The following is a 24,919-nucleotide window of genomic DNA, read 5'->3' as shown; positions in this document are numbered from 1 at the left end:
GTTGGCCGTTCATACGAACTGAAACGGATCAGTATGGACGCTGGAAGCAACCACTTCCGCCTCCCATTGACGTTTCGAGAGCTCAGTGATTAAGTATCGGGCTACGCCTTCTTTCATGATTTTTTCTACATTATGTCCCGGATCAATGATGTGAAGGCCGAGCGCTTGGGCGTCATGGGCGGTGTGGTAATACACATCCCCTGTCACGTATACGTCCGCCCCGGCCGATGCGGCGGCAGCGACAAACTTATTCCCATCCCCGCCAAGCACCGCGACCGTTTGCACGAGATCATCCAGCCGGCCAACGACGCGCACCGCCGGAACGGAAAACGCCGTTTTCACCTGCTCGGCAAAAGCGCCAAGCGTCACCGGCTGCGGCAGCCGGCCAATGCGCCCGAGCCCGAAGCGGCGGCCTTCATTGTCAAGCGGATAGATATCATAGGCCACTTCCTCATACGGATGAACAGCCAGCATCGCCTGAATCGCTTCCCGTTCAAGAGAGGCCGGCACGATCGTTTCGATGCGCACTTCCTCAACTTCCTCGAGCCGCCCTTGCTCGCCGATGAACGGCCGCGCTCCTTCGTGCGGCAAAAACGTGCCGACGCCGCGGCTGTTGAACGTGCAATGGCTGTAGCGGCCGATATGCCCGGCGCCGGCATCGCCTAAGGCCTTCCGCACCACCTCAGCATGCGTCACCGGCACATAAACAACGAGCTTTTTCAACGGTTCGGTATACGTCGGCACAAGCACAGCCGTATCGTTTAAGCCGAGCGCCTCGGCAAGCCAATCGTTCAGACCGCCATCGGCCACATCCAAATTCGTATGGGCGGCGTACACCGCAATGTCATGCTTGATGCACGCGGCGATCATCCGCCCGTGCCCATCATCAGTCAGCAATTGCTTCAGCGGGCGGTACAGCGGCGGGTGGTGGGCGATGATTAAATCCACTTGCTGATCGATCGCTTCGACAACGACATCTTCGAGCACATCAAGAGCGATCATCACTTTTTTGACCGGCTTGTTTAGCGTCCCGATTTGCAGACCGATCCGATCCCCTTCCATCGCCAACTGTTTCGGAGCAAGCTGCTCAAGAAGCTGAATGATTTCATAACCGTACGGAACGCGGCTCATAACAACGCCTCCTCCACCAATTGAACTTTTCTCTCCAGTTCACGCTTTTTCCGCTCAGCCGCTTCACTTTGCCCTTTGGCCGTCAAATCAGCGATGATCCGTTTCCAATTTTCAATCTCGCGCTTCCACTTTTCGCGGAACACCTCGCTGTTTTCCCGGCGCAAAAACGGTCCAAGGAGCAGCTCCGCCTCGAGATGGCGATACGGCCGTCGGGGGGCGCCAGGCTCGGCGACGAGTACTTCATAAATTTGCCCATCTTCTTTCAAAATGCGCTCAGCCACGAGCTCCCACCCATGATCAAGAAGCCAACGGCGAACAAGTTCCGCACCGATGTTCGGTTGCAAAATGAGCCGTTTGACACCGGCAAGCTTTTCCTTTCCGTCGCCCAAAATGCGGGCGATAAGCGCCCCACCCATGCCGGCGATCGTGATGCAGTTCACCTCCCCCGGGGCAAGGATCGAAAGCCCATCCCCTTTGCGCACGGAAATGAGATGAGAAAGCCCGGACTTCTCGACTTGCTGCTGCGCTAGGCGGAACGGTCCGTCCGCCACCTCGCCGGCAATGGCTTTTGATGCGTAGCCGTGCAAGCAGGCATAGCAAGGCAAATACGCATGATCCGATCCGATGTCAGCAAGCACCGCCCCTTTTGGAATGAATGAGGCGACCGTTTCCAGCCGTTTCGACAGGCGAAATTCGTTCATAGCACCGCAATGGCTACCAACCTTCCGCCACCTGCAGCGCGAAGGCGGTTCGCCTTCCCCTCCTTTCCTCTCCAACACCGCGCGCCTCTATTGTACTAAACAAAACATCCCCTTGCCAAAAAGCAAAGGGATGTTCACCATCCATTATTTTAAACCGGCGAGCCATTTCGCCATGGCATCGGCTTTATCCGCCGGCACAAGCCCTGGTGGCATGTTGCCGCGCCCGTGTTGGATGACGTCTTTAATTTGGTCCATCGACATCCGTTGCCCGACCCCTTTCAACGATGGACCGACGCCGCCTTCATAGTTTTGGCCGTGACAGCCAGAACACGTTTGTTGGTAAAACTGTTCTGGGTTGAATTCGGCCGTTTGTTCCGTTTTTTCGCCGCCTTTTTTCTCTTTGGCCATTTCCTTCGCATCGCCTAGCCCTTTAAACGACAAGACGAACGTCAGCACAATCCCGAATGCCATGATGATGAAAAACGGGATGAGCGGATTGCGGTTCATCTCTTTTACCTCCTTTATGTATAATGAAGAACGCTGCAAACAATTTTATTTTACTGTAAATAATGGACAAGGAAAAGCCCTAAGTTGCCGAAATGGCAACAACACGCCTCAGCGCCACCAGATGGCGGCGGTTACAAGCAACGCCCCGCTGACAGCGGCGAGCGAAAAGTAGCGAAGGTGAAGCAGGCGGCCGACAACAAACCAGAGAACACAGTTTCCGAGCACGACAGCTACTAGCGCACCCGTTTGCCTGGGAAAATACCGATCAACCTCAAGAATGGATGCCACAAGCAAAATCCAGGCGCTTCCGATGAGCGGAAAGTGAAGGAGCTCTCGCTTGTTCCGCCACCGCCAACAAAAGAACAAGCAGGCAGCCAAAAATAGGGCGAAAAGGAGCGTTTGCAAAACGAATGACAATTCAGTAAAATAAATGACAAGAGCAGCGGCTGGAAGCAATAAACAGAGACCAGCGGCGAGCGAGCTGCGCCACCGTCGTCCGTGCGAACGGGCGTCTCCTTCCGTGTACAACGCGAGCAAATAGTCGCAATAATGTTCCGGCAGAAGGCGCGAACGTTTCCAATATTCGATTTCTTGGATGATCGTTTCCCGTCGTTGCCGATTCATAGATAGACCACCTTTCCCATAAAGAAAGAAAAAATAGTTTACTTCCGAAGAAGTAAACTATCGAACAAAACGGTCACTCTAAAAAGTCTTTCAGCCGTTTGCTGCGGCTTGGATGGCGCAGCTTGCGCAACGCTTTGGCTTCAATTTGACGGATGCGTTCGCGCGTCACGCCGAACACTTTGCCGACTTCTTCGAGCGTCCGCGTCCGTCCGTCGTCAAGCCCGAAGCGGAGACGCAGCACATTTTCCTCGCGATCCGTCAGCGTATCAAGCACATCTTCGAGCTGCTCTTTCAACAGCTCGTAAGCAGCGTGCTCGGATGGCGATGTCGCGTCTTGGTCTTCGATGAAATCGCCAAGATGCGAGTCATCTTCCTCGCCGATCGGCGTCTCGAGCGACACCGGTTCTTGGGCGATTTTCAAAATTTCCCGCACTTTTTCCGGTGTCAAATCCATTTCCTCGGCGATTTCTTCCGGCGTTGGTTCGCGCCCGAGGTCTTGAAGCAATTGCCGTTGGACGCGGATCAGTTTATTGATCGTTTCGACCATATGAACCGGGATGCGGATCGTCCGCGCCTGATCGGCGATCGCCCTTGTGATGGCTTGGCGGATCCACCACGTCGCGTACGTGCTGAACTTGTAGCCTTTCCGATAGTCAAACTTTTCGACCGCCTTGATCAGCCCCATGTTCCCTTCTTGAATCAAATCAAGAAAGAGCATGCCGCGGCCGACATACCGTTTGGCGATGCTGACGACGAGGCGGAGGTTCGCTTCCGTCAGCCGGCGTTTCGCTTCTTCATCGCCTTGCTCGATCCGTTTCGCCAGCTCGATTTCTTCTTCCGCCGACAACAGCGGCACGCGGCCGATCTCCTTCAAGTACATGCGCACCGGGTCATTGATTTTGACGCCGGGAGGAACGGACAAGTCATTTAAGTCGAATTCTTCCTCTTTGGCCAAGTCGTCGATGTCCGGATCGGCCTCAAGGTCGGATTCGCTGATCACTTCAATGCCCTGCTCAGCGAGGTATTCATAATACTCATCCATCTGGTCGGAGTCCAAATCAAAGCCAGACAACCGCTCAGCGATTTCCTCGTAGGTGAGGATCCCCCGCTTTTTGCCGAGCTCAGCGAGTTGCTCTTTCACTTGTTCAAGCGATTCGCCGGCAGCTTCAGCCTGCTTTGATTGGGCTGGTTTTTCAGCCATTTCATTACCTCCTTTAAAAACTCATACCACCATGTTATGAAGAAGATAACATTTTTTTCATCTCAATCATCTCTTTCGCGATGCGGGCGGCCGTCAAAAAGTCTTTTCTTCGCTCCGCTTCCGTCTTTTCTTGCTCTTTTTCCTTTAGCATTAACCATTTCGGGTGATTCAACACATGCCGGATGCAATCGGCAAGCTCCCGCTCGGAAACGTCGTCTGCGACCAACAAAAGCGACAGCTCGCTCGCCAGCGTCCGCAACTCGCCGGGAAGCCGAGACATGAGCGCGCTGGGGTCGGCTTCATGCCCCTCTTCGTAAAAGGCGTAAATGTAAGCAGCCAACGCCCGATGCTCTTCGATATTAAATCGGCCGCCGACCTTCTCCTGAACGATGAACGCCACATCGCGGCTCCGCATCATATGGGCAAGCAGCAACCGCTCGGCATTTTGAAAGGCCGGAAGCAATTTTTTCGTCAATGCCGGCTGGGCCGGTTTTCCGCCGTCGTTCACCTGCGGCTTTGGCTGTTCCGGCTTGGAGCGGGACAACTGTTCGTAAAGCGCGGAGAGCGACAACGAAAACTCATCCGCAAGCTGGCGCATATAATAATCTTTTTCCACCGGGCTCGACAGCTTGCTGATTTCTCGGAGCGCTTCCTCGATATAACGGAGCCGGTCGCCTTCTTCCTGCAAATTTTTTCCCCGCCGCAAACGATCCATTTTAAACGCCATGAGCGGCCGGGCGGCGGCGATCTCTTCGGCAAAACGGTCGGCGCCGCAAGTGCGTATATATTCATCTGGATCCAGCCCGTCCGGGAGCAACGCTACCTTCACGCGGCACCCGAACGCGCTCAATTGTTCGGCGGCGCGCCAGGCGGCTTCCGTTCCGGCGCTGTCGCCGTCATAGCAAATCGTGACCGTTTCAGCATGGCGGCGCAAAATGCGTGCCTGCTCCTCGGTCAACGACGTTCCCATCGTTGCCACCACATAGTCAACGCCGGCCTGCACGGCAGAGATGACATCGGCAAACCCTTCAACGAGCAGCGCCTCTTGACGCTTGCGGATTGACACGCGCGCCTCGTGAAAAAAATACAAAAGCGTGCCTTTGCGGAAAATCGGCGTTTCTGGGCTGTTCATGTACTTTGGTTGCCCGTCGCCGAGCAGACGGCCGGAAAAACCAACCGTCTCGCCGCGATGATCATGGATCGGAAACATAATCCGATTCCGGAAGCGGTCGACGTATCGCCCGTCTTCTTTTTTCACCAACAAGCCCGCCTTTTCCATCAACACCAACGGAAACGAACGGCTCTCCAGCAGTTTGACGGCGGCATCAGGAACATCCGGCGCATAGCCGATTTCAAATCGGTCGATCGTTTCTTTTGTCCACCCGCGCACCTGCAAATAATCGAGCGCGGCTTGTCCTTCTTTTGTATGGACAAGCAAATGATGGTAAAATCGTTTCAACAACGTGTGTGCTTCGACCATCGCCTTCGCCTCGTCGGCTCGGCTGCCATCACTCCCGCGGCTGTCCAGCTCATAGGCGGACAAGTCGATCCCTGCTTTGGCCGCAAGACGTTTCGCCGCTTCCACAAACGGAATGCCTTCGATATCCATTAAAAACGTAAAGGCATTCCCCCCTGCCCCGCAGCCGAAGCAGTGGAAAATTTGCTTTTCTGGGGAAACGGAAAACGATGGCGTCTTTTCTCCGTGAAACGGGCATAAGCCAAAATAGTTGCGGCCTTGCTTTTTCAACTGGACGTATTCGCCAATGACGTCAACGATGTCAACGCCGCGGCGGATGGCTTCAATCGTTTCCTCGGGAATGCGATGTCCCATACGAACAACCCCGTATCGTATTTATTCTCGGCAGCAAGCCGATTTTCCTTTCCATTTCGACAAATTTTTTCAAAACGTTCGTTTCGCCCCCTTGCCCGTAAAGTCGGCTGGCTTGATCATCCGCTTCCCGCCCCTCAGCCCGCCGTCTGGACAAAGATTCATCAGAGCGGTGCATCTCGAAGATGCGCTTCGGTATATTATATTTCAGCAAGAAAAAGAAAATTTCACTTTTTTCTTGACGATCTTATGCAGCAGATGACCGCGCTCTCAAAGCAAGGGTTGCTTTACACCCCCTATTATTCTACACCATCGCAAAAAAATCCTGCTTTTTTGCCGAATGATTGACAACTTTGTCGAAAATCTTTTTTTCGTTCTTCTTGACAAGCGGCTATAAATAGTTTACTCGTCTCATGGCCGCTCTAAACCTATATAGGTCATTTTTCTCGCAATTTTTTATTATAATATAAGTGGCGGCAATATGCCATAAGAAAACGCACGACTCCAATCAAGAAATCGTGCGGATGAGGCGAAGCTAGCGCTTCAACTTTTTCATAATGATGCTCGCCGTCTCTTCGACCGCCTTGTTCGTCACATCGATGACGTCGCAGCCGATTTTTTTCACGACTTCATCAAAATAAGCGAGCTCCTCTTTGATTCGATCCATATTGGCGTAAATCGCCTGATCGTTCAGGCCGAGCGATTTCAGCCGCTCGCGGCGGATCGAAAGCAGTTTATCCGGACTGATTTTCAAACCGAAGCATTTCCCCGGACCGACTCGAAACAGCTGCTCCGGCGGCTCGACCTCTGGAACGATCGGCACATTCGCCACTTTCAGCCGCTTATGCGCCAAATATTGCGACAGCGGTGTTTTCGATGTGCGCGATACGCCGATGAGCACGATATCGGCGCGCAAAATGCCGCGCGGGTCGCGCCCGTCATCGTATTTGACGGCAAATTCGATCGCTTCAATCTTTTTGAAGTAATCTTCGTCAAGTACGCGCACTTGACCCGGCTCATATCTTGGCGTCAGCTGGAACAAATGGCTCATCTTTTCAATGAGCGGACCGATGATATCGTATGCGACGACCCCTTCGCGCGCCGCTTCGGCGAGCAAGAATTCCCGCATCTCCGGAACGACGAGCGTAAACGCGATAATGGCGCGGTTCATTTTCGCTAAAGCGACGACTTCAGCCAATGTCGTTTTATCTTCCACATACGGGACGCGTTTCACTTGAATCGGCGAGGCGTGAAACTGGCTGGCCGCCGCTTTGACGACAAGCTCGGCCGTTTCTCCGCCGGAATCGGATACGACGTAAACAAGGCGCTGGTTCATTCTTCTCCTCCTTTGTTTGGATTAGTCCTCTTTGGCTAGCGACACGAATGCTTTCGTTATATTCGTTTTCGTAATACGGCCGATCACTTCATATCCTTTCTCCGTTTTGCGCACGACCGGCATGGCATCGATCTGTTTTTCAATCAGCTGTTCAGCCACGTCAATGAGCGGGTCGTCCTTGTAGCAAACGGCGATGTTCGGCATCCGCGTCATAATAATATTGACCGGGATCGCCGTCAGTTCCTGCTTGCCAAGGCTTGCGCGCAACAAATCTTTGCGCGACAAAACGCCCGCAAGCAACGACTCGTCATCGACGACAAACAGCGTGCCGACGTCCTCTAGAAACATTGTGACGATCGCATCATAGACGCTCACATTCTCATTGACGACAACCGGAATCGATTGGTAATCCTCGACTTTCATCTTTTTCATTTTATCGGCGAACAGCTGCTTGCCGGTTTTTCCCGTATAGAAATAGCCGACGCGCGGCCGCGCTTCCAAGTAGCCAGCCATCGTCAAGATGGCCAAATCCGGCCGCAGCGTCGCCCTCGTCAAGTTCAGTTTCTCAGCGATGCTTTCTCCGGTGATCGGCCCGTAGTCTTTCACAATTTGCAAAATCTGCTCTTGGCGTTTATTTAGTTCGATCGTCGTTCACCACCTTGCCAAAAAAGGTCCCACACGCTATCACTCTCATTTATATTATACTACACGCCCCATTCACAATGAAAATGATGCTCCTTGCCCTCCGTCGGGGCTGAGCTTGTCTTTCAGTTCACCGATTTGCTGCAAAAAACGCTTCGTCTTCAGCGACAGGCCGGCATATTCATCATAATAGGCGGACAATACGGCGCCCAGCTCCATCTTTGTGCTTTCTTTCACCGATATGGACCCAAGCCGAGCAAGATCGATATGAAAAAAGAGGCGCAACAGCCGGACGGAAGCCGAAGAGAGCGGGAACCGATGGGGATCGGACGCCTCGCAGCGATGGCAAAGGAAGCCCGCCTCCTTGACGGAAAACGAGAAGCGCCCCTCCGTCGCCCCGCAGCGGGCGCAACGGTCCAGCACCGGCGGAATGCCAAGCACTGCAAGCATTTTCGTTTCGTAAATGAACGTCAAAATCTCTAAATCGCGGCCTTCGCTCATATATTGTAGTGTCTGCAAAAGAAGCTCAAACAAGTACGGATTGCGCTTTTGCTCTTCCGTGCTTTTGTCGGTGAGCTCTACAATATACACCGCATAGGCGGCGGCAAACAAATCTTCGCGCAGCGCCCGCATCGAGTCGATGAGCTCTCCCTGGTGAAGAACGCCGACGCCGCGGCTGCGGCGGATGACATAATGGCCGTATGAGAGCGGCTGCGTAACAGCAGAAAGGCGGCTGCTTGGCTTTTTCGCTCCCCTTGCCATCGCAGCCACCTTTCCCCATTCTCGGGTAAACAATGTGACAATTTTATTCGTCTCGCCATAATCGACCGTCCGCATGACGATCGCTTCACACGTTTCGAACATCCCATCACCACCGCTTCTACCAACAACGATGCTACGAGATCGGCTGGTCGATTTCTTTCTGTTCAGCGTTTTGCTCTTCACCGCCAAACTGTTGCTCTCGTTCCAACTCTTTAAATAGGAGGTACGTGTCGATATTGCCTGTTTGGCTAAACAACTTCCACGTGAACTCAAGCATGGAATGACACCTCTTTCCGCCTGCAGGCATTGCGTATTGGTGGTCTACCTATAGCTTGGCTCAGGCAAAAACGGTTTATGTCGCGTAAAATTTTCTAACCGTCAATACTCGTCTTCACGGAACCCGAAATCGCGCAGCTGCGAAAGGCGGTTGCGCCAGTCTTTTTGCACTTTGACCCACAGTTCCAAAAACACTCTTGACCCAAGCAGCGCTTCGATGTCAGCGCGCGCCCGCTGTCCGATTTCCTTCAGCATCCGGCCTTGCTTGCCGATGATGATTCCTTTTTGCGAATCGCGCTCCACCACGATCACCGCGCTAATGTACACCGTTCCTGATCCTTCTCGCCGCTCGATGCGTTCGACGACGACAGCAATCGAGTGCGGAACTTCCTCGCGCGTTAAGTGAAGCGCTTTCTCGCGAATGAGCTCGGCGATGATAAACTGCTCCGGATGGTCAGTAATCTGGTCCGGCGGATAATATTGCGGCCCTTCCGGCAGCCGCTCTTTAATTTGCTCAAGCAGGCGGTCGACATTGTTCCCTTCAAGAGCCGAAATCGGCACGATTTCAGCAAACGGGTACAAATCTTTGTATCGGTCAATGAGCGGCAGCAATTCATCCGGATGGACGCGGTCGATCTTATTGATGACTAAAAACACCGGGGTGTCCACTTCTTTCAGCCGTTCGATGATGAACGCCTCACCGCGCCCAAATCCTTCCTCGGCATTGACCATAAACAAAATCAAATCGACTTCGCGAAGCGCATTGAGCGCCACTTTCATCATAAAGTCGCCGAGCTTATGCTTCGGTTTGTGCACCCCAGGCGTGTCGATAAAGATGATTTGCGCGTCATCGTCCGTGTACACGCCTTGAATCTTATTGCGCGTCGTTTGCGGTTTATCGCTCATAATCGCGATTTTTTGCCCGATGACGCGGTTTAAAAACGTCGACTTTCCTACGTTTGGTCTTCCGATAATGGCAACAAATCCTGATTTGTATCCTTCTTTACGCATGCAAATCCTCCGCTGAAAAAGCTTCTGGCAGCAATTCGCTGACTGTCATGACTTTCACATCGCCTTTGAGGTTGGCTAAAATGACTTTCATATCGCCGTGGCAAAGTTCGGCGATCACTTGGCGGCATGCGCCGCACGGCGGCACCGGGCGGGGAGTGTCGGCGATGACCGCAAGAGCCGTAAACTCCTTCTCCCCTTCCGAATATGCCTTAAACAACGCGGTCCGCTCCGCACAATTGCACACGCTGTAGGCGGCGTTTTCAATGTTGCAGCCGCGGTACACACTGCCGCCTTTCGTCAACAGCGCGGCGCCGACTGGAAACTTCGAGTACGGCACGTAGGCGAGTTCGCGCGCTTTTTTCGCTTCGGCAATGAGCTGCTCAATCTCCACGAGTGACTCTTCCTTTCCTGCAAGCAAACGCTGCTTTCTTTTATTTTACAAAAAAACGCCATCCATTTCATCATTTGAAATCAAAATGTAACAGAAAAATTAGAATTTTCTCTCTCATTCGTTTAGCGAAGATGCGGCCAAAACAGCAAAATGCCGATCACAACCGCAAATCCGGCCGCCGCGAGCACCGCCGCGGCAGCGATGTCTTTCGCCGCTTTCGCCAACGGATGAAACTCACCCGTCGCCAAATCGACGGCGCGCTCAATAGCCGTGTTGACGAGCTCAAGCGCAATGACCGGGCCGACTGTCATGAGCAGCACGATCCACTCCCAGCGCGACAGCCCAACGACCCACCCGGCGGCAAAGGCGACAACAGCGGCCGCCAAGTGGAAGCGCAAATGAGCTTCCTCTTTCACCGCCGCCTTCATTCCCGCCCACGCCCAAGCAAACCGGTCTCGCTCTCGTTTGCCGCGCATTATCTTGTCAACCCGAACCTCGCCAAGATGTCTTCCTGCTTGGCGAACATGACGCGCTCTTCCTCTTCTGTCCCATGATCGTAACCAAGCAGGTGCAAGAAACCGTGCACAGCCAAAAACCCGAGCTCGCGCATGAACGAATGCCCATAGGCCGCCGCCTGCTCTTTCGCCTTCGGAATCGAAATGACGATATCGCCGAGCACCGGCGGCATATCAGCGCCGACGATGTGAACCTCTTCTTCCCCTTCCTCCTCAAGAGCAAACGAAAGCACATCGGTCGGCGCATCTTTGCCGCGATAGTCGCGATTCATCGCGCGGATGCGTTCGTTGTCCACAAATGTGACGCTCACCTCCGCCCCGTCCGGCACGTTTTCAAGGGCCGCCGCCTCAGCGAGCAGCCGCTCGATCGTCTCGATTTGCTCAGCGGTCACCTCGTTCGTTTCATCTAGAAAATCAATGTGAATGGTCATGCATGCTTCACCTTTTCCTTTCGTACTTCTGGGTATTCGATGCGCGAATGGAAGACGCCGTTTAACGTCTCGCAAAGCGAACGGGCGACGAGTTCCAACTCCTTCAGCGTAATGTCGCACTCGTTCAGCTGGTTGTCCTGCAAGCGATCAGCGATGATCGACCGGACGATCTTCTCGATTTTTTCCTGCGACGGGTTGGATAGCGAGCGAACAGCCGCTTCGACGCTGTCGGCGATGTTGATGACCGCCGCTTCTTTCGTCTGCGGCTTCGGCCCGGGATAACGAAACTCCGCTTCCGAGACAAACTCGGTTTGCTCGCGCGCCTTATGATAAAAATACTTCAGCAGCGTCGTGCCGTGGTGCTGTTCGGCGATGTCGATGATCTCCTTCGGCAGCCGGTGCTTGCGCAGCAAAGCGACGCCGTCGGCGACATGGGCGATAATAATATTTTTGCTCAACTGCGGCGACAAATGGTCATGCGGATTGCCGCCTATTTGATTTTCGATGAAATAGCGCGGCCGCTTCGTCTTGCCGATGTCATGGTAGTAGCAGGCGACGCGCGCCAGCAAGCCGTCGGCGCCGATCGCCTCGCACGCCGCTTCGGCCAAATTGGCGACCATAATGCTATGATGGTACGTCCCCGGCGCTTCAGTGAGCAACTTGCGCAAGAGCGGATGGTTCGGATTGGACAGTTCAATGAGCCGAAGCGGCGACAAAATGCCAAACGCCGCCTCCAACACCGGCAAGAGACCGATCGTCAAAATGGCAGAAAAAACCCCTGAGGCCGCCGCCATCAGCACCAACAAACCGATTTCCGTCGGCGAATAGCGGCCGTTTTTTAACAGCAACAGCGAAAAAAGCGAAACGATATTGACCGCGGCGACAAACACGCCGGCCCGCCAAATGTTCGCTTTCGCCAGCTCCTTTGGCAGACAAAACGTCCCGGCCAAGCCGCCGGCAAGAAAGTAAACAATCAACGACACCGACACCGCGCCGGCCGTTCCAATTTCCTCATTGAACAGCAAACTGCCGCACACTGCTCCGATGATGGTCGTCATCATCGCGAGCCGCTCTCCGAGCAAAATGCGGACGAGCATCGGCCCGAACGCCGCCGGCACAAGGCAACCGATGGAAACAGCGCCGCTAGATGGCAGAAGGCGAATGAGCGCCATTGTCGTCATCATCAACGCAAAAATGGCTGTATAAAGCGACAGCTTTTCATTCGTCGTTTCCGTCCGAAAATAGTAAATGAGCGGAGCAAGCAGCAACAAAACGAACACCAAAAGCCCAGCGGCGGTCCAAGACGGACGCCCGCTCTCAAGCAAGCCGACCAGCTCGAGCCGGCGGTAAACATCATTCGTGATAAACTGTCCTTCCTCGACGATCACTTGCCCTTGCAAAATTTTCACCGGCTTCACTTCATCCATCGCCTGCCGCCGTTTTTCTTCCGTCGCCGCCCGATCGTAGACGACGTTCGGAATGACCGCCTGTCGGCAAAGCTTCGCGACCGCCTCGCGAAGCGGCGGCGACAGCGCAGCGTATTCAAGCTCTTTGGCCGCTTCCGCCCGCGCCGTGTCAAGTTCCGCTTGGGAAATGCGCTCGCTCATGACGGCATGCACCGCGGTCAAGGCGGCTTCCTTCGCCGTCTTGAGCTCCTCCGGCGAGGCGGCAAGCAACCGTTGCCATTCAGCGGCAGACAGATAGGCAAGCCATTCCGGCGGCAGCCGTTCCTCAAGTTTGGCGATCATATCGCCGAGCGAGCGGTCCGGCTCCGCCTCGTGCTGCACGCTCTCAATTGCAGCAAACAGCGAGGAAAGAAGGTCGACCCGGTTTTCGGCATATTCTTTTTTTAACGTATAGACATCCGCTACTTTCGCCGCCGCCTCTTCTTTCAGCTTGGCGGTCGCCTCTTTGTCCTCGACCGTCACCGGCGAACGGATCGTTTCCTTAGCGACGTCAAACAGGCGCAGCTCATACTGGCGCGGCTTCACTTGCCAATACAAAACGGCAAACAACAGAACAGCCAAAAGCAAAAACAGCCAAAAGCGGACAAAGCGGACTGTTTTTGTCCGCTCAAGAAAAAAACGAAACCTTCCCACCGGTTTTCCCCTCGCTTTGCAAGAAAAGACCGATCCCGTCGCTCTCGTTCTATAAGCCCGCCTCATCATAGGCGTCAATAATTTTCGCGACGAGCGGATGGCGAACGACATCCGACTGTTCCAAAAACACAAAGGCGATGCCGCCAATGGAGGCCAAAATGCGCTTGGCGACCGAAAGCCCCGATTCGACGCCCTTCGGCAAGTCGACTTGGGAAATATCGCCGGTAATGACCATCTTCGAGCCGAAGCCGAGCCGGGTCAAAAACATTTTCATTTGCGCTGGCGTCGTATTTTGCGCCTCGTCAAGGATGACGAACGCATCCTCCAGCGTCCGGCCGCGCATGTAGGCGAGTGGGGCGATTTCAATCGTGCCGCGCTCAATCAACCGCTGCGTATACTCCGCTCCCAACACATCGTTTAAGGCATCATACAGCGGGCGCAAATACGGGTCAACCTTCTCTTTTAAGTCGCCTGGCAAAAAGCCGAGGCTTTCTCCGGCCTCAACGGCCGGACGAGTCAAAATGATGCGCTTGACGCTGCCGTTTTTTAACGCCTTGACCGCCATGACGACCGCCAAATACGTTTTTCCGGTGCCGGCTGGGCCGATGCCGAACGTCAAGTCATACTGTTCAATTGCTGCAACATAATAGCGCTGGCCCAACGTTTTGACGCGGATCGGCTTCCCTTTGGCGTTTTTTGTAATCTCCTCGTCATACAGCTGAACAAGGCCGTCAAGCGCTCCTTTTTTTGCAAGCTGAATGGCGTAAAGAACGTCGCGCTCGCTGACCGCCGCCCCTTTGCGAATGACGATCAATAAATGGCGAAGCAATTCATCAACGAGCTGAACTTGCTGCGGCGTGCCGGAGACGTTGACCGTTTCCCCGCGCGTCACAATCGACACGCCGAGCTCTTCCTCGATCCGCTTTAAATGGATGTCATGGACGCCAAAGAGCGCCGCCGCTTCCTGCGGGTTTCGCACATGTTGGCTGATCGTAACGAACTGCTCTGACATTCTCAATCTCCTTGGACGATGGGTTGTGGTACAGCAATATTTTCAATGACTTCGTAATGCAATTCTACCCTTACTTTACCATTCTCTTTCGCCTGATGCAAAACTTTTTCGCTGCGAATGGCCGCCTCCTCCGGCAATTTCGCCCGCAGCTCGCGGCGGGCGATCTCTTTCGCTTCCGCGAACGCTTCTTCCCACGTGTAGCGCCGCTTCACTTCTTCCGCCTCGCGGATCGTGATGCGCTCGTAATAGAGCGGCAAGTCCCATTTCCAAAAACGAAACGGCCGTTTTTCTGTCTCAACGATGGTATGGGCAAACACCGGCTTCTTCCATCCCCAAACGGGAATCAAAAGGCGCCCGATTCCGACATAATGCCGTTCGGTGAACTTGCCGGTCAACACATGAAACGTCGTCTCAAGCGGCAGGACGACCGTAGACTTGTACCATGTTTCGCCAAACACTTTCCCTGACGCCGGCACAAACTTCGTCCTCCCTTCAGCGCCGATAATGCCAGAAACAAGCAGCTGGCCTTTTTGCACATAGTCGTTGACGGAAACGAGCGGTTGTCCCTCTTCAACGAACAAATCAGCGATGACCGCCTCTTTTTTTGCCACGAGATGACGCGGCGGAATCGGTTTTTTCGGCTCCGGAATCTCTTTTTCAACGACGCGGAAGTGAAGCGACATCCCTTTCCACTCAACGCCGACCCACGTGATGTCCGGAACGCGTTCCGTCAGCTTTTTTTGCAGCGTCTCCGGGTCATCAAGCAGAAACTGAAATGCGCCGCGCTCGACTCCCATTCGCTTCAACTCGCGGGCGATTTGATGCTCCGTCTCTGGAGCCGCCCCTTTGATTTCGATCTTCCAAACGATGTTCGAAAGCAAAAACACAATCGCGATAAAAAGGAGCAAGCCGAGCCAAAACCCGCTGTTCCGCCAGGCCCGCCGCCAAAAAAACGGCAGCCCGGTTCTCCCGACAAACGAAAGTTTGCATTCGCTTTGCCGGGCGACATGGCGCAGCCGTTTCACGTCGCTGAGCTTAATGAAAAACGTCGCGGTATCCGCGCTATGCTTTTTCACGTTCCAGACGGCAATCCCTTGGCGGACGCAGGCGTTGATCAACCGTTCGATCCCTTTCCCTCTCGCTTTGACCCGCACGCTGCCGGCGAGCGTGTCGACCCATTCGTTTTTCATCTCCGTTCCTCCTCGCTATTCATCTATATAAACGACTTGGCTGATTTTTCCTTCCAACAAAATTTCTTCCGGCAAAATCGTTTTAATCACAAACTGTTCGCCGCGGACAACGAGCTGTCCGTTCCGCAGCAAAAGGCGGAGCTCTTTATCGCTGAACGCGAGCAGCCCGCGGTGGTTTTCAATGTAAATATGTATGTGCCCAACCATCGTAATGCGGGGCAGATCCATCATAATGTCGGCGGGAAGTTCAAGCTTTTCCGCCATCCACCGCTTCATCTGCTGGCGCCATTTTTTCACCATCAAAAAGAACCCCCTTTCATCTCATATGTATGAGACAAAAGGGGGTTCTAGCACCGCTTTTCAAAAACAACGGGCCCGCCTGCCGGCAAGGCCCATTGCATTTATGACAGCTGTTGTTGGACAAGTTTGTTGACGAGCGAACCATCCGCTCTTCCTTTCACTTTCGGCATGATCGCGCCCATCACTTTTCCCATATCCGCTTTCGAAGAGGCGCCGACTTCCTTGATCGTCTGCTCGATCAAATCGCGCAGCTCGTCCTCTGTCAGCGGCGTTGGCATATACGATTGAACAATTTCAATTTCGGTTTTCACTTTTTCGACAAGATCTGAACGGCCAGCGTTTTCAAATTCTTGGAGGGAGTCTTTACGCTGTTTCAGTTCGCGAGAAAGAACCGTCAGCTCTTCGTCTTCCGAGAGCGGGCTTTTGCCGAGCTTGATCGCTTCGTTTTGCAGCGCCGCTTTCAGCATCCGGAGAACAGACAGTTTTTCTTTCTCCTTGTTTTTCATCGCCTGCTTCATATCGTCATTCAAACGATCGAGAAGACTCACCGATTATACACCCTCTTTAATGCATGCTCTTAGTGCTTGCGCTTTCTAGCCGCCTCAGATTTTTTCTTCCGTCTGACGCTTGGCTTTTCATAAAATTCGCGCTTTCTCACTTCTTGCAAAGTGCCCGTTTTCGAAACGGCACGCTTAAAGCGACGAAGAGCGTCGTCGATCGACTCATTTTTGCGAACGATCGTTTTGGACATCCTGCTTCCCTCCCTCCGAACAACAACCATTGCATATTGTACTTGTCAATTATAATACATGCTGACAGAAAAGGTCAATAAAAAAAGCAGCGGCGGCCTGCTGGCCGCCTCTTCCCCGCGCTGAAAAAACGGTCATCACCCGCGGACAAGGCCCATACATATAGGGTGAAAGGGGAGATCGCCCATGGGATCGTTTTGGATGCTGTTTGCCATTTACACCGCTTTGTTTCTTCTTGGCATGTTTATGATGAAAGCTGGGCTTTACACGTTGTCCGGCCATCGGTTAAAACGGTGGCTCATGCGCTTTACCGCCACGCCGCTGCAAGGATTTGCCGCCGGTTTGGCGACGACCGCTCTCCTGCAAAGCAGCTCAGCGGTGATGGTGATGACGGTCGGCCTTGTCGCCGCCGGCTACTTGTCGTTCCGCCAATCGATCGGCATCATTTTAGGCAGCAACATCGGCTCGACGGTCACGACCGAGCTGATGACACTTGATATCGGCGATGGCGCCATCCCACTTCTTATAAGCGGCGCGCTGCTTGTTTTTTTCGGCCGCCATCGCCTTGTTCTCGGCATCGGCATGACCGCTGTCGGCCTCGCCGCTGTGCTGTTTGCCATGGACGGCTTTGGCAGCCTCGCTAAACCGCTTGCCGCCTATCCGTTCGTTGATGCATGGCTTAAAGAAACGAACCGATCCGTCGCTGTCGGCCTTCTTGTCGGCATCGTCCTCACCGCTCTCGTTCATTCGAGCGCGGCAACGATCGGCATCGCCATGGGATTTTTAAACGAACAGCTGTTGACGCTGTCCGCGGCGATTGCTCTGTTGCTTGGCGCCAACATCGGTACGTGCATCACCGGGCTTTTGGCTTCGATCGGCTCCAGCAAAGAGGCCCAGCTGACCGCCTACACCCATCTATGGCTGAACGTCGTCGGCGCCGCTTTGTTCGCCTTTTGGACCGAGCCGCTCGCCAGTTTTGCCGCCAGGCTCAACCCAGCGCCTGATGTGCAGCTCGCTCATGTGAGCGTCTTGTTCAACGTCATTTGCTCAGTGGCTGCTCTTCCATTTGTCGGCGCCATCGAAAAGGTCATTCTGTTTTTGCATGACCGAAACCGGGCTTAGTAGTCAGCGCGGCCCGTCCCGCCGGTGACGATCTCCACTCCAGAGCTTGTGCCGATGCGCGTCGCGCCGGCGTTGATCATCGCTTCTGCCGTTTTCCGGTCGCGAACGCCGCCTGATGCTTTGACACCTGCTCTGTCGCCGACCGTTTTCCGCATCAGCGCCACATCCTCCACCGTCGCACCTCCGCTGGAAAACCCGGTCGACGTTTTCACATAATCAGCGCCGGCTTTCACCGCAAGCTGGCAGGCGCGCACTTTTTCCTCATCGGTCAAAAGCGCCGTTTCAATGATCACTTTGACAAGCGCCCTGCCAGCCGCCGCCTCGACGACCGCGCGAATGTCGCGCTCGACAAGCTCGTCTTGCCCGCTTTTTAACGCGCCGATGTTGATCACCATATCGACTTCGCGGGCGCCGTTTTCGATGGCGTTCATTGTTTCAAATGCCTTTGTTTCCGGCGTCGTCGCCCCAAGTGGAAAGCCGATGACCGTGCAGACGCGGACATCCGTGCCGGAAAGCTCGCGCGCCGCCGTTTTCACCCATGTTGGGTTGACACACACGGCAGCAAAGCCGTATTGCTTTGCTTCCGTGCACAGTTGCACGATTTGTTGTTCTGTCGCTTCCGGTTTGAGCAGCGTATGATCGATCATTTTCGCCATATTCATCGTCATTCGGAGAAACCCCTTTCTGCCATTTCCGTCAAGATGGAAGGTCTGACGTCTACCATCATACCATGCTCCCTCGACAAAAACTAGCCATCCGTATTGTCTCCGGAAAAAAGACAGAAAAAACCCAGCAACTAGGCTGGGTTATGAGCTCCATTTGACCGAACGGGCCATTTCATCCGGCACAACGCGGACGAACTCTCCTTCATTGTACGGATAGCCGGCTTTCGTAATCTTCACTTTGACAAGTTCACCGACCATTTCCTCGGTTGCCGGGAAGCGGACTTTCAAATAGTTGTCTGTATAGCCGACGTACAAATCCGGCCGCTCTTTGTCGCGCTCTTCCGGGATGACCTCGAGCACTTGCCCTTCAAAACGGGAGGCGTACTCTTTCGCCAATTGATCGGACAGAGCGATCAAGCGGCGGACGCGGTCATGCTTCGTTTCTTCATCGATTTGGTTCGGCATGCGCGCCGCCGGCGTGCCGGTCCGCTTTGAATAAGGAAAGACATGCAGCTCGGAAAACCGTTGTTCACGAATAAAGTTGTACGTCTCCATAAATTCGTCTTCCGTCTCGCCTGGGAAGCCGACGATGACGTCAGAAGTCACCGCCAGCTCTGGAAACACTTCGCGCAGCCGGGCGAGCCGCTCCGCGTAAAATTCCACCGTATATTTGCGGCGCATCCGCTTGAGCACCGTATTCGACCCAGACTGGAGCGGAATGTGCAAATGGCGGACGATTTTCTCCGACCGCTTCAGCACATCAATCACTTCATCGGTGATTTGGCTCGCCTCAATCGACGAAATGCGGAGCCGCCGGAGCCCCGGCACTTGCTCGTCTAAATCGCGCAACAAGGACGCAAAGTTATAGTCTTTCAGATCGGTGCCATAGCCGCCTGTATGAATGCCGGTCAGAACGATTTCTTTATAGCCGGCGGCGACGAGCTGGCGCGCCTGGCGGATGATTTCCTGCGGATCGCGCGAGCGCATTAAGCCGCGCGCCCACGGGATGATGCAAAACGTGCAGAAGTTGTTGCACCCTTCTTGGATCTTAAGCGACGCCCGCGTCCGATCCGTGAATTCCGGCACATCCATCTCCTCAAAAACGCGCGTTTTCATAATGTTGTGAACAGCGTTGATCGGCTGGCGCTCGCGCTGGAACTGCTCGATGTAATCCAAAATTTTATGCCGGTCTTGCGTGCCGATGACAATATCAACGCCCGGAATGGCCATGACCTCAGCCGGCGATGTTTGCGCATAGCAGCCGGTCACGCAGACGACGGCGTCCGGATTGCGGCGCACCGCACGACGGATGACTTGACGGCTCTTTTTATCGCCGGTGTTCGTCACCGTGCACGTGTTGATCACATACACATCCGCACGGCTTTCAAACTCTTTTCGCTCGTAGCCGGCTTTTTTAAACAGCTGCCAAATCGCTTCGGTTTCGTAATGATTGACTTTGCAGCCTAGTGTATGAAAAGCCACTGTTGGCATCTTGTTCACCTCACTCTGCCCCCCGCTTAGGGATCAGCGGGACCGAACTTTTATAAGAAACAGCCAATGTTGCTCACTAAGCGCGCTCCGCTTCCCCGTTCGGCGCGCGCAGCTCCCATTCATAAGAGGCGGCGGAAAGCAAATAGAGCGGAGCTGTTTCGGTCCGCAAAATGCGCGGCCCAAGGCTGCACGGCGAAAAGCCGTGCTGCCGAAGCTGTTCTGCTTCTTCCGGGCTGAACCCGCCTTCCGGCCCGAAGACAGCCAGCAACGCGCCGCCCGGACGGAGGCGGGAAAGAAGCGCCGGAAGCGCGGCATGCCGGGCGTTTCGCGCCTCTTTTTCGTAGGCAAACAGCCGAACATCGACCGTTTGGCCAAAGGCGAGGAGCTCGACAAACGAAAGCGGCGCCCGCACGTCCGGCACCACCGTTCGTTCAGCCTGCTCAGCCGCTTCTTTCGCGATTTTTTTCCATCGCTCGACTTTTTTCTCCGCCTTTTTCGCGTCCCATTTCACGACCGACCGGGCGGCTTCGAACGGAAGAAAGCCGGCGGCGCCGAGCTCTGTTCCTTTTTGGATGACGAGCTCCCACTTTTCGCCTTTCGGCAGCCCTTGGGCGATGTAGATGCGCACCGGCAGCTCGCTTCGCTCCTCTTTCCATTGTACAATACGGACTTGCACATGCTCATTGGCAATTTGTTCAATTTCACACACCGCCGTGCGCCCGTCTGGAAAGACGCAAATGATCCCGTCCCCCGGCTTCATGCGCATGACGCGGGCGATATGATGGGCATCATCGCCGCTGATCGCGACGATCCCGCCTTGTTGCGCCTGGCCGGAAACGAAATAGCGCTGCACAGCCATCCCTTCTTTGCTTACGGTTTCATGGCGACAACCGCCACCCAGTCTTCCATCACGTTGATTTCCTCAATGGCAAAGCCGGCGGCAAGCAACCCGTCTTTGACGTCCTGCTTTTTCGCCTGAATGATGCCAGACGTGATGAAGCGGCCGCCTGGCTTTAACAACCGGTAGGCGTCACCAGTAAAGCGCAAAATGATTTCCGCTAAAATATTGGCGACGATCACATCAGCCGGTTCCTCGATATGGTCGAGCAAATTGTTTTGTGAGACCGTTACGATATGCTGCACCTTATTGAGCTTCACGTTCAGCCGCGCGCTGTCGACCGCCACCGGGTCCAAATCGAGCGCCCGCACCGACCGAGCGCCAAGCATCGCCGCAGCGATGCTTAAAATGCCGGAGCCGGTGCCGACGTCAATGACATGATCGCCGGGGCGCACGTACTTTTCGAGCGCCTGCAGACACATGACCGTTGTCGGGTGCGTGCCGGTCCCAAACGCCATGCCCGGATCCATTTCAATGATCAGCTCATCACTAGACGCCGGCTCGTACGTTTCCCACGTCGGCACGATCGTAAACTTTTCGGACACTTTCACCGGGTGATAATGCTTTTTCCACGCCGTTGCCCATTCCTCTTCGTTTACTTCGCTCAATGTAATTTTATTTTTGCCAAGGTCGATATCATACAGCCATAAATTGTTAATCGCCTGCTTAATTTGTTCGACCGTTTCGCCAAGAAAACTGTTGACCGGCAAATATGCCTTAATGATCACCCCTTCTTCCGGATAGTCGTCCGGGTTGAGCTCGACGATCTCGCCGTACCAGTCGTCCCGTTCTTTGACCAAATCGTATGGGTCTTCGATGACGACGCCGCCGGCGCCCGCTTCATGCAAAATGTTCGAAATCGCCTCGACCGCCTCATGCGTCGTATGAATGCTGATTTCTGACCATTTCATCGCGCTTACGCTTCTCCTTTAAACGCCTTTTTGACTTTCTCAAAAAAACGGCCGTGCGGCCCGTCGTGCATCGTGTCTCCGCCGAGCCGATCAAACTCGCGCAACAGCTGCTTTTGCTTTTCGGTCAGCTTCGTCGGCGTCACAACGCGGACAATGACGTGCTGATCGCCTTGGCCGTAGCCGCGCACGTTCGGCACCCCTTTTCCCTTCAAGCGGAAGCGCGTGCCCGTTTGCGTGCCGGCCGGGATTTTCAGCTTCACATAGCCATGGAGCGTCGGCACTTCGATCTCATCGCCGAGCGCCGCCTGGGCGAACGACAACGGCACTTCGCAATAAATATCGTCGCCGTCGCGTTTGAAAAACTCATGTGGTTCGACTCGGAAGATGATGTACAAATCGCCCGGCGGCCCGCCATTGACCCCTGGCTCCCCTTGGCCGGCGACGCGCAGCTGCTGGCCGTCGTCGACGCCGGCTGGAATTTTGACGTGAATTTTTTTCCGCCGTTTGACGCGTCCCGTGCCGCCGCACGTTGGGCATTTCTCCGGAATGTACCGGCCCGTGCCGCCGCAGACGGGACATGTCCGGCGGTTGACGATGCGGCCAAATGGCGTCGCTTGTTCGCTTGTCACTTGCCCGCTGCCGTGGCAATGCGGACAAGACGTCGGGCTTGTGCCCGGTTTCGCTCCGCTGCCCTGGCACGTGTCGCACGTCTCTTCCCGCGGAATTTCAATTTCCGTTTCTTTTCCGAACGCCGCTTCTTCAAACGTAAGCGTCATCATATACTCGACATCCGCGCCTTTGCGCGGACCGCTCGCCCGCCTGCGCGGACCGGCGCCGAAAAACGTTTCAAAAATATCTTCAAAACCGCCAAAGCCGCTAAAGCCGCCGAAATCAAACCCTCCGCCTTGGAATCCGCCGCCGCCAAACGTTTCGTTCGGGTCGGCATGGCCGAAGCGGTCGTAGCGGGCCCGCTTTTCATCATCGCTTAACACTTCGTACGCCTCTTTAATTTCCTTAAACTTCTCCGCGGCGTCCGGGGCTTTGTTCACATCTGGATGATACTGCTTCGAAAGCTTTCGATACGCTTTTTTGATCTCGTCTTTCGTCGCGTTTTTGCTGACGCCGAGAATCTCGTAATAATCGCGCTTCGCCATCGTTGATCATCCACTCCCGATTCACTCACATAAATTTAATTTTATCATTTCCCTCTGCGGCAAGGCAATATGTCAATGCTAGAAAAAAAGTCAAAGCCAAGGCAGGCCTGACTTTGACTTTCGGTTGCATTATTTATCGTCGTTCACTTCTTCAAACTCGGCGTCCACCACGTTGTCTTTATGATTGGCAGCGCCGCCTTGCGATCCTGCACTTTGCGCCTGTTTCGCCGCTTGTTCATACAGCTTGATCGACAGCTGCTGCACCGCTTCTTGCAGCGCGTCTTTTTTCTTGCGGATGTCGTCGATGTCGTTTTTCTCGAGCGCCGCTTTCAACGCCTCTTTCGCATCCTGCGCCTTCTTGATCTCATCGGCGCTCACTTTTCCTTCGACTTCTTTGATCGTTTTGTCGGTCATGAAAATGAGCTGGTCGGCTTCGTTGCGCAACTCGGCGGCTTCTTTCCGCTTCCGGTCGGCTTCGGCGTTTTCTTCCGCTTCTTTAATCATGCGCTGAATTTCTTCTTCCGACAGGCCGGACGACGATTTGATCGTAATCGACTGCTCTTTGTTCGTTCCTAAATCTTTGGCGCGCACGTGAACGATGCCGTTGGCGTCAATATCAAACGTCACTTCAATTTGCGGCACGCCGCGCGGCGCCGGCGGAATGCCGGTCAGCTGAAAGCGGCCGAGCGATTTGTTGTCCGCCGCCATCGGGCGCTCTCCTTGCAAAACGTGAATGTCGACCGTCGTTTGATTGTCAGCCGCCGTTGTGAACACTTGCGATTTGCTTGTCGGGATCGTCGTGTTCCGTTCGATCAGTTTCGTAAATACGCCGCCCATCGTTTCAATGCCAAGCGAAAGCGGGGTCACGTCAAGCAGGACGACATCTTTCACTTCGCCGGCGATCACCCCGCCCTGGATCGCCGCACCGATGGCAACGACTTCGTCCGGGTTGACGCCTTTGTGCGGCTCTTTGCCAAGCTCGCGCTTGATCGCTTCTTGGACAGCTGGAATGCGCGTCGAACCGCCGACCAAAATGACTTTATCAATATCGGCTGGCGTCAAGCCGGCGTCTTGAAGCGCCTGGCGGACCGGACCCATCGTCCGCTCGACGAGGTGGGCGGACAACTCTTCAAATTTCGCTCTTGTCAACGTCATTTCCAAATGGAGCGGACCGTTTTCATTGGCGCTGATAAACGGAAGCGAAATTTGTGTCTGCGTGACGCCGGACAGCTCTTTTTTCGCTTTTTCCGCCGCATCTTTCAAGCGTTGGAGCGCCATTTTGTCTTTCGACAAATCGATGCCGTGCTCTTGCTTGAACTGATTGACCAAATAATCGATGATCACTTGGTCGAAGTCGTCGCCGCCCAAATGGTTGTCGCCGGCCGTCGCCTTCACTTCAAACACGCCGTCGCCAAGCTCCAAAATCGAGACGTCAAACGTCCCGCCGCCTAAGTCATAGACGAGAATCGTTTGGTCTTCTTCTTTATCAAGGCCGTAAGCAAGCGCCGCGGCCGTCGGCTCGTTGATGATGCGCTCGACTTCGAGGCCGGCGATGCGGCCGGCGTCTTTCGTCGCTTGGCGCTGGGCGTCGTTGAAATACGCCGGCACCGTGATGACCGCACGCGTCACCGGCTCGCCCAAATAGTCTTCGGCGTACGACTTCAAGTATTGCAAAATGATCGCCGAAATTTCTTGCGGCGTATATTGCTTCCCTTCGATTTCGACTTTGTAATCCGTTCCCATATGGCGCTTGATCGAGATGATCGTGTTCGGGTTCGTGATCGCTTGCCGTTTGGCGACTTCGCCGACTAGGCGTTCGCCGTTTTTAAACGCGACGACCGACGGGGTCGTGCGGTTTCCTTCCGGATTCGGAATGACTTTCACTTCGCCGCCTTCTAACACGGCGACGCAAGAGTTCGTCGTTCCTAAGTCGATGCCGATAATTTTGCTCATCACTGATCACCCTCCGTTT

At 54.5% G+C, this 24,919-nt stretch carries 27 protein-coding genes; 1 reads left to right on the top strand and 26 read right to left on the bottom strand.

Annotation, left to right across the window (positions count from 1 at the left end; genetic code table 11):
- Window positions 1–9: 9 nt before the first annotated feature.
- The 20 genes from GC56T3_RS05440 to rpsU all read right to left on the bottom strand — a co-directional run bounded on the left by GC56T3_RS05440 (window position 10) and on the right by rpsU (window position 16,708).
- Complete coding sequence (locus GC56T3_RS05440) at window positions 10–1,131, bottom strand: Nif3-like dinuclear metal center hexameric protein (protein WP_011231958.1); 1,122 nt, start codon at window positions 1,129–1,131, stop codon at window positions 10–12.
- Window positions 1,128–1,832, bottom strand: coding sequence for a tRNA (adenine(22)-N(1))-methyltransferase TrmK (locus tag GC56T3_RS05435; RefSeq protein WP_012820512.1), 705 nt, complete (start codon window positions 1,830–1,832; stop codon window positions 1,128–1,130). The genes GC56T3_RS05440 and GC56T3_RS05435 overlap by 4 nt, the downstream gene beginning before the upstream one ends.
- A gap of 144 nt (window positions 1,833–1,976) precedes the next feature.
- A complete protein-coding gene (cccA, locus tag GC56T3_RS05430) occupies window positions 1,977–2,339 on the bottom strand; it encodes a cytochrome c550 (RefSeq protein WP_013144718.1) in 363 nt (120 codons plus the stop codon).
- A gap of 108 nt (window positions 2,340–2,447) precedes the next feature.
- On the bottom strand, window positions 2,448–2,963 hold the full coding sequence (locus tag GC56T3_RS05425) for a hypothetical protein (protein WP_013144717.1): 516 nt from the start codon (window positions 2,961–2,963) through the stop codon (window positions 2,448–2,450).
- A 73-nt stretch (window positions 2,964–3,036) separates the two neighbouring features.
- The gene (gene rpoD, locus GC56T3_RS05420) at window positions 3,037–4,164 is read right to left on the bottom strand and encodes an RNA polymerase sigma factor RpoD (protein ID WP_011231962.1); all 1,128 of its coding nucleotides are present in this window, start codon (window positions 4,162–4,164) and stop codon (window positions 3,037–3,039) included.
- A 34-nt stretch (window positions 4,165–4,198) separates the two neighbouring features.
- Window positions 4,199–5,995 carry a DNA primase gene (gene dnaG, locus GC56T3_RS05415; RefSeq protein ID WP_013144716.1) on the bottom strand — a complete coding sequence of 599 codons (1,797 nt, stop codon included), beginning with the start codon at window positions 5,993–5,995 and terminating at the stop codon, window positions 4,199–4,201.
- A gap of 532 nt (window positions 5,996–6,527) precedes the next feature.
- Window positions 6,528–7,328, bottom strand: coding sequence for a pyruvate, water dikinase regulatory protein (locus GC56T3_RS05410; protein WP_011231964.1), 801 nt, complete (start codon window positions 7,326–7,328; stop codon window positions 6,528–6,530).
- A gap of 21 nt (window positions 7,329–7,349) precedes the next feature.
- Entirely contained in the window at window positions 7,350–7,973 is a 624-nt protein-coding gene (locus tag GC56T3_RS05405) for a helix-turn-helix transcriptional regulator (protein ID WP_272945229.1), read from the bottom strand.
- A gap of 72 nt (window positions 7,974–8,045) precedes the next feature.
- A complete protein-coding gene (gene recO / locus GC56T3_RS05400; RefSeq protein WP_013144715.1) occupies window positions 8,046–8,834 on the bottom strand; it encodes a DNA repair protein RecO in 789 nt (262 codons plus the stop codon).
- A gap of 31 nt (window positions 8,835–8,865) precedes the next feature.
- On the bottom strand, window positions 8,866–9,009 hold the full coding sequence (locus GC56T3_RS18400) for a YqzL family protein (RefSeq protein WP_011231967.1): 144 nt from the start codon (window positions 9,007–9,009) through the stop codon (window positions 8,866–8,868).
- 101 nt (window positions 9,010–9,110) lie between these two features.
- Window positions 9,111–10,019: a GTPase Era gene (gene era / locus GC56T3_RS05395; RefSeq protein WP_013144714.1), complete on the bottom strand. Its 909-nt coding sequence runs from the start codon at window positions 10,017–10,019 to the stop codon at window positions 9,111–9,113.
- Window positions 10,012–10,410 carry a cytidine deaminase gene (locus GC56T3_RS05390; RefSeq protein ID WP_013144713.1) on the bottom strand — a complete coding sequence of 133 codons (399 nt, stop codon included), beginning with the start codon at window positions 10,408–10,410 and terminating at the stop codon, window positions 10,012–10,014. Before GC56T3_RS05390 ends, era begins: the two co-directional genes overlap by 8 nt.
- Window positions 10,411–10,532: 122 nt before the next feature.
- Window positions 10,533–10,886 carry a diacylglycerol kinase family protein gene (locus tag GC56T3_RS05385; protein WP_013144712.1) on the bottom strand — a complete coding sequence of 118 codons (354 nt, stop codon included), beginning with the start codon at window positions 10,884–10,886 and terminating at the stop codon, window positions 10,533–10,535.
- Window positions 10,886–11,356 (bottom strand): rRNA maturation RNase YbeY, encoded by a 471-nt coding sequence (gene ybeY, locus GC56T3_RS05380; RefSeq protein WP_011231971.1) that lies wholly within the window; start codon window positions 11,354–11,356, stop codon window positions 10,886–10,888. The genes GC56T3_RS05385 and ybeY overlap by 1 nt, the downstream gene beginning before the upstream one ends.
- Window positions 11,353–13,455 carry an HD family phosphohydrolase gene (locus GC56T3_RS05375; RefSeq protein WP_013144711.1) on the bottom strand — a complete coding sequence of 701 codons (2,103 nt, stop codon included), beginning with the start codon at window positions 13,453–13,455 and terminating at the stop codon, window positions 11,353–11,355. Before GC56T3_RS05375 ends, ybeY begins: the two co-directional genes overlap by 4 nt.
- A 49-nt stretch (window positions 13,456–13,504) precedes the next feature.
- Window positions 13,505–14,467 (bottom strand): PhoH family protein, encoded by a 963-nt coding sequence (locus tag GC56T3_RS05370; protein WP_011231973.1) that lies wholly within the window; start codon window positions 14,465–14,467, stop codon window positions 13,505–13,507.
- Window positions 14,468–14,469: 2 nt separating this feature from the next.
- Window positions 14,470–15,657, bottom strand: coding sequence for a sporulation protein YqfD (gene yqfD / locus GC56T3_RS05365; protein ID WP_013144710.1), 1,188 nt, complete (start codon window positions 15,655–15,657; stop codon window positions 14,470–14,472).
- A gap of 15 nt (window positions 15,658–15,672) precedes the next feature.
- Window positions 15,673–15,957: a sporulation protein YqfC gene (yqfC, locus tag GC56T3_RS05360; protein ID WP_013144709.1), complete on the bottom strand. Its 285-nt coding sequence runs from the start codon at window positions 15,955–15,957 to the stop codon at window positions 15,673–15,675.
- Window positions 15,958–16,058: 101 nt separating this feature from the next.
- Window positions 16,059–16,505, bottom strand: a complete 447-nt coding sequence (locus tag GC56T3_RS05355; protein ID WP_013144708.1) for a GatB/YqeY domain-containing protein — start codon at window positions 16,503–16,505, stop codon at window positions 16,059–16,061.
- 29 nt (window positions 16,506–16,534) lie between these two features.
- Window positions 16,535–16,708, bottom strand: coding sequence for a 30S ribosomal protein S21 (gene rpsU, locus GC56T3_RS05350; RefSeq protein ID WP_008879912.1), 174 nt, complete (start codon window positions 16,706–16,708; stop codon window positions 16,535–16,537).
- A gap of 184 nt (window positions 16,709–16,892) precedes the next feature.
- Here rpsU and GC56T3_RS05345 point away from each other — a divergent pair, with 184 nt between their 5' ends.
- Window positions 16,893–17,828, top strand: a complete 936-nt coding sequence (locus tag GC56T3_RS05345; RefSeq protein WP_013144707.1) for a Na/Pi symporter — start codon at window positions 16,893–16,895, stop codon at window positions 17,826–17,828.
- Here GC56T3_RS05345 and deoC read toward each other — a convergent pair.
- The 6 genes from deoC to dnaK all read right to left on the bottom strand — a co-directional run bounded on the left by deoC (window position 17,825) and on the right by dnaK (window position 24,900).
- A complete protein-coding gene (gene deoC, locus GC56T3_RS05340) occupies window positions 17,825–18,496 on the bottom strand; it encodes a deoxyribose-phosphate aldolase (RefSeq protein ID WP_013144706.1) in 672 nt (223 codons plus the stop codon). The genes GC56T3_RS05345 and deoC overlap by 4 nt on opposite strands.
- 138 nt (window positions 18,497–18,634) lie before the next feature.
- Window positions 18,635–19,984 carry a tRNA (N(6)-L-threonylcarbamoyladenosine(37)-C(2))-methylthiotransferase MtaB gene (mtaB, locus tag GC56T3_RS05335; RefSeq protein WP_013144705.1) on the bottom strand — a complete coding sequence of 450 codons (1,350 nt, stop codon included), beginning with the start codon at window positions 19,982–19,984 and terminating at the stop codon, window positions 18,635–18,637.
- 76 nt (window positions 19,985–20,060) lie between these two features.
- On the bottom strand, window positions 20,061–20,837 hold the full coding sequence (locus GC56T3_RS05330; RefSeq protein ID WP_013144704.1) for a 16S rRNA (uracil(1498)-N(3))-methyltransferase: 777 nt from the start codon (window positions 20,835–20,837) through the stop codon (window positions 20,061–20,063).
- 17 nt (window positions 20,838–20,854) lie between these two features.
- Window positions 20,855–21,793: a 50S ribosomal protein L11 methyltransferase gene (gene prmA / locus GC56T3_RS05325; RefSeq protein ID WP_013144703.1), complete on the bottom strand. Its 939-nt coding sequence runs from the start codon at window positions 21,791–21,793 to the stop codon at window positions 20,855–20,857.
- Window positions 21,794–21,798: 5 nt separating this feature from the next.
- On the bottom strand, window positions 21,799–22,947 hold the full coding sequence (dnaJ, locus tag GC56T3_RS05320) for a molecular chaperone DnaJ (RefSeq protein WP_013144702.1): 1,149 nt from the start codon (window positions 22,945–22,947) through the stop codon (window positions 21,799–21,801).
- 129 nt (window positions 22,948–23,076) lie between these two features.
- Window positions 23,077–24,900 (bottom strand): molecular chaperone DnaK, encoded by a 1,824-nt coding sequence (gene dnaK / locus GC56T3_RS05315; RefSeq protein WP_013144701.1) that lies wholly within the window; start codon window positions 24,898–24,900, stop codon window positions 23,077–23,079.
- Window positions 24,901–24,919: the final 19 nt, after the last annotated feature.

It is taken from the genome of Geobacillus sp. C56-T3 (genome assembly GCF_000092445.1).
Taxonomy (GTDB): domain Bacteria; phylum Bacillota; class Bacilli; order Bacillales; family Anoxybacillaceae; genus Geobacillus; species Geobacillus thermoleovorans.
The sequence above is the reverse complement of the archived record's forward strand: the minus strand, read 5'-3'. Positions and strand labels throughout refer to the sequence as shown.

Excerpts from the sequence above, each read along its gene's own strand:
- mtaB (WP_013144705.1), bottom strand. The coding sequence starts at position 19,984 with ATGCCAACAGTGGCTTTTCATACACTAGGCTGCAAAGTCAATCATTAC.
- GC56T3_RS05440 (WP_011231958.1), bottom strand. The coding sequence starts at position 1,131 with ATGAGCCGCGTTCCGTACGGTTATGAAATCATTCAGCTTCTTGAGCAG.
- dnaJ (WP_013144702.1), bottom strand. The coding sequence starts at position 22,947 with ATGGCGAAGCGCGATTATTACGAGATTCTCGGCGTCAGCAAAAACGCG.
- era (WP_013144714.1), bottom strand. The coding sequence starts at position 10,019 with ATGCGTAAAGAAGGATACAAATCAGGATTTGTTGCCATTATCGGAAGA.
- GC56T3_RS05410 (WP_011231964.1), bottom strand. The coding sequence starts at position 7,328 with ATGAACCAGCGCCTTGTTTACGTCGTATCCGATTCCGGCGGAGAAACG.
- GC56T3_RS05425 (WP_013144717.1), bottom strand. The coding sequence starts at position 2,963 with ATGAATCGGCAACGACGGGAAACGATCATCCAAGAAATCGAATATTGG.
- dnaG (WP_013144716.1), bottom strand. The coding sequence starts at position 5,995 with ATGGGACATCGCATTCCCGAGGAAACGATTGAAGCCATCCGCCGCGGC.
- GC56T3_RS05435 (WP_012820512.1), bottom strand. The coding sequence starts at position 1,832 with ATGAACGAATTTCGCCTGTCGAAACGGCTGGAAACGGTCGCCTCATTC.
- GC56T3_RS05345 (WP_013144707.1), top strand. The coding sequence starts at position 16,893 with ATGGGATCGTTTTGGATGCTGTTTGCCATTTACACCGCTTTGTTTCTT.
- deoC (WP_013144706.1), bottom strand. The coding sequence starts at position 18,496 with ATGACGATGAATATGGCGAAAATGATCGATCATACGCTGCTCAAACCG.
- recO (WP_013144715.1), bottom strand. The coding sequence starts at position 8,834 with ATGTTCGAAACGTGTGAAGCGATCGTCATGCGGACGGTCGATTATGGC.
- GC56T3_RS18400 (WP_011231967.1), bottom strand. The coding sequence starts at position 9,009 with ATGCTTGAGTTCACGTGGAAGTTGTTTAGCCAAACAGGCAATATCGAC.
- dnaK (WP_013144701.1), bottom strand. The coding sequence starts at position 24,900 with ATGAGCAAAATTATCGGCATCGACTTAGGAACGACGAACTCTTGCGTC.
- yqfD (WP_013144710.1), bottom strand. The coding sequence starts at position 15,657 with ATGAAAAACGAATGGGTCGACACGCTCGCCGGCAGCGTGCGGGTCAAA.
- cccA (WP_013144718.1), bottom strand. The coding sequence starts at position 2,339 with ATGAACCGCAATCCGCTCATCCCGTTTTTCATCATCATGGCATTCGGG.
- prmA (WP_013144703.1), bottom strand. The coding sequence starts at position 21,793 with ATGAAATGGTCAGAAATCAGCATTCATACGACGCATGAGGCGGTCGAG.
- rpoD (WP_011231962.1), bottom strand. The coding sequence starts at position 4,164 with ATGGCTGAAAAACCAGCCCAATCAAAGCAGGCTGAAGCTGCCGGCGAA.
- yqfC (WP_013144709.1), bottom strand. The coding sequence starts at position 15,957 with ATGGTGAAAAAATGGCGCCAGCAGATGAAGCGGTGGATGGCGGAAAAG.
- GC56T3_RS05385 (WP_013144712.1), bottom strand. The coding sequence starts at position 10,886 with ATGCGCGGCAAACGAGAGCGAGACCGGTTTGCTTGGGCGTGGGCGGGA.
- GC56T3_RS05370 (WP_011231973.1), bottom strand. The coding sequence starts at position 14,467 with ATGTCAGAGCAGTTCGTTACGATCAGCCAACATGTGCGAAACCCGCAG.
- ybeY (WP_011231971.1), bottom strand. The coding sequence starts at position 11,356 with ATGACCATTCACATTGATTTTCTAGATGAAACGAACGAGGTGACCGCT.
- rpsU (WP_008879912.1), bottom strand. The coding sequence starts at position 16,708 with ATGTCCAAAACGATCGTTCGCAAAAATGAGTCGATCGACGACGCTCTT.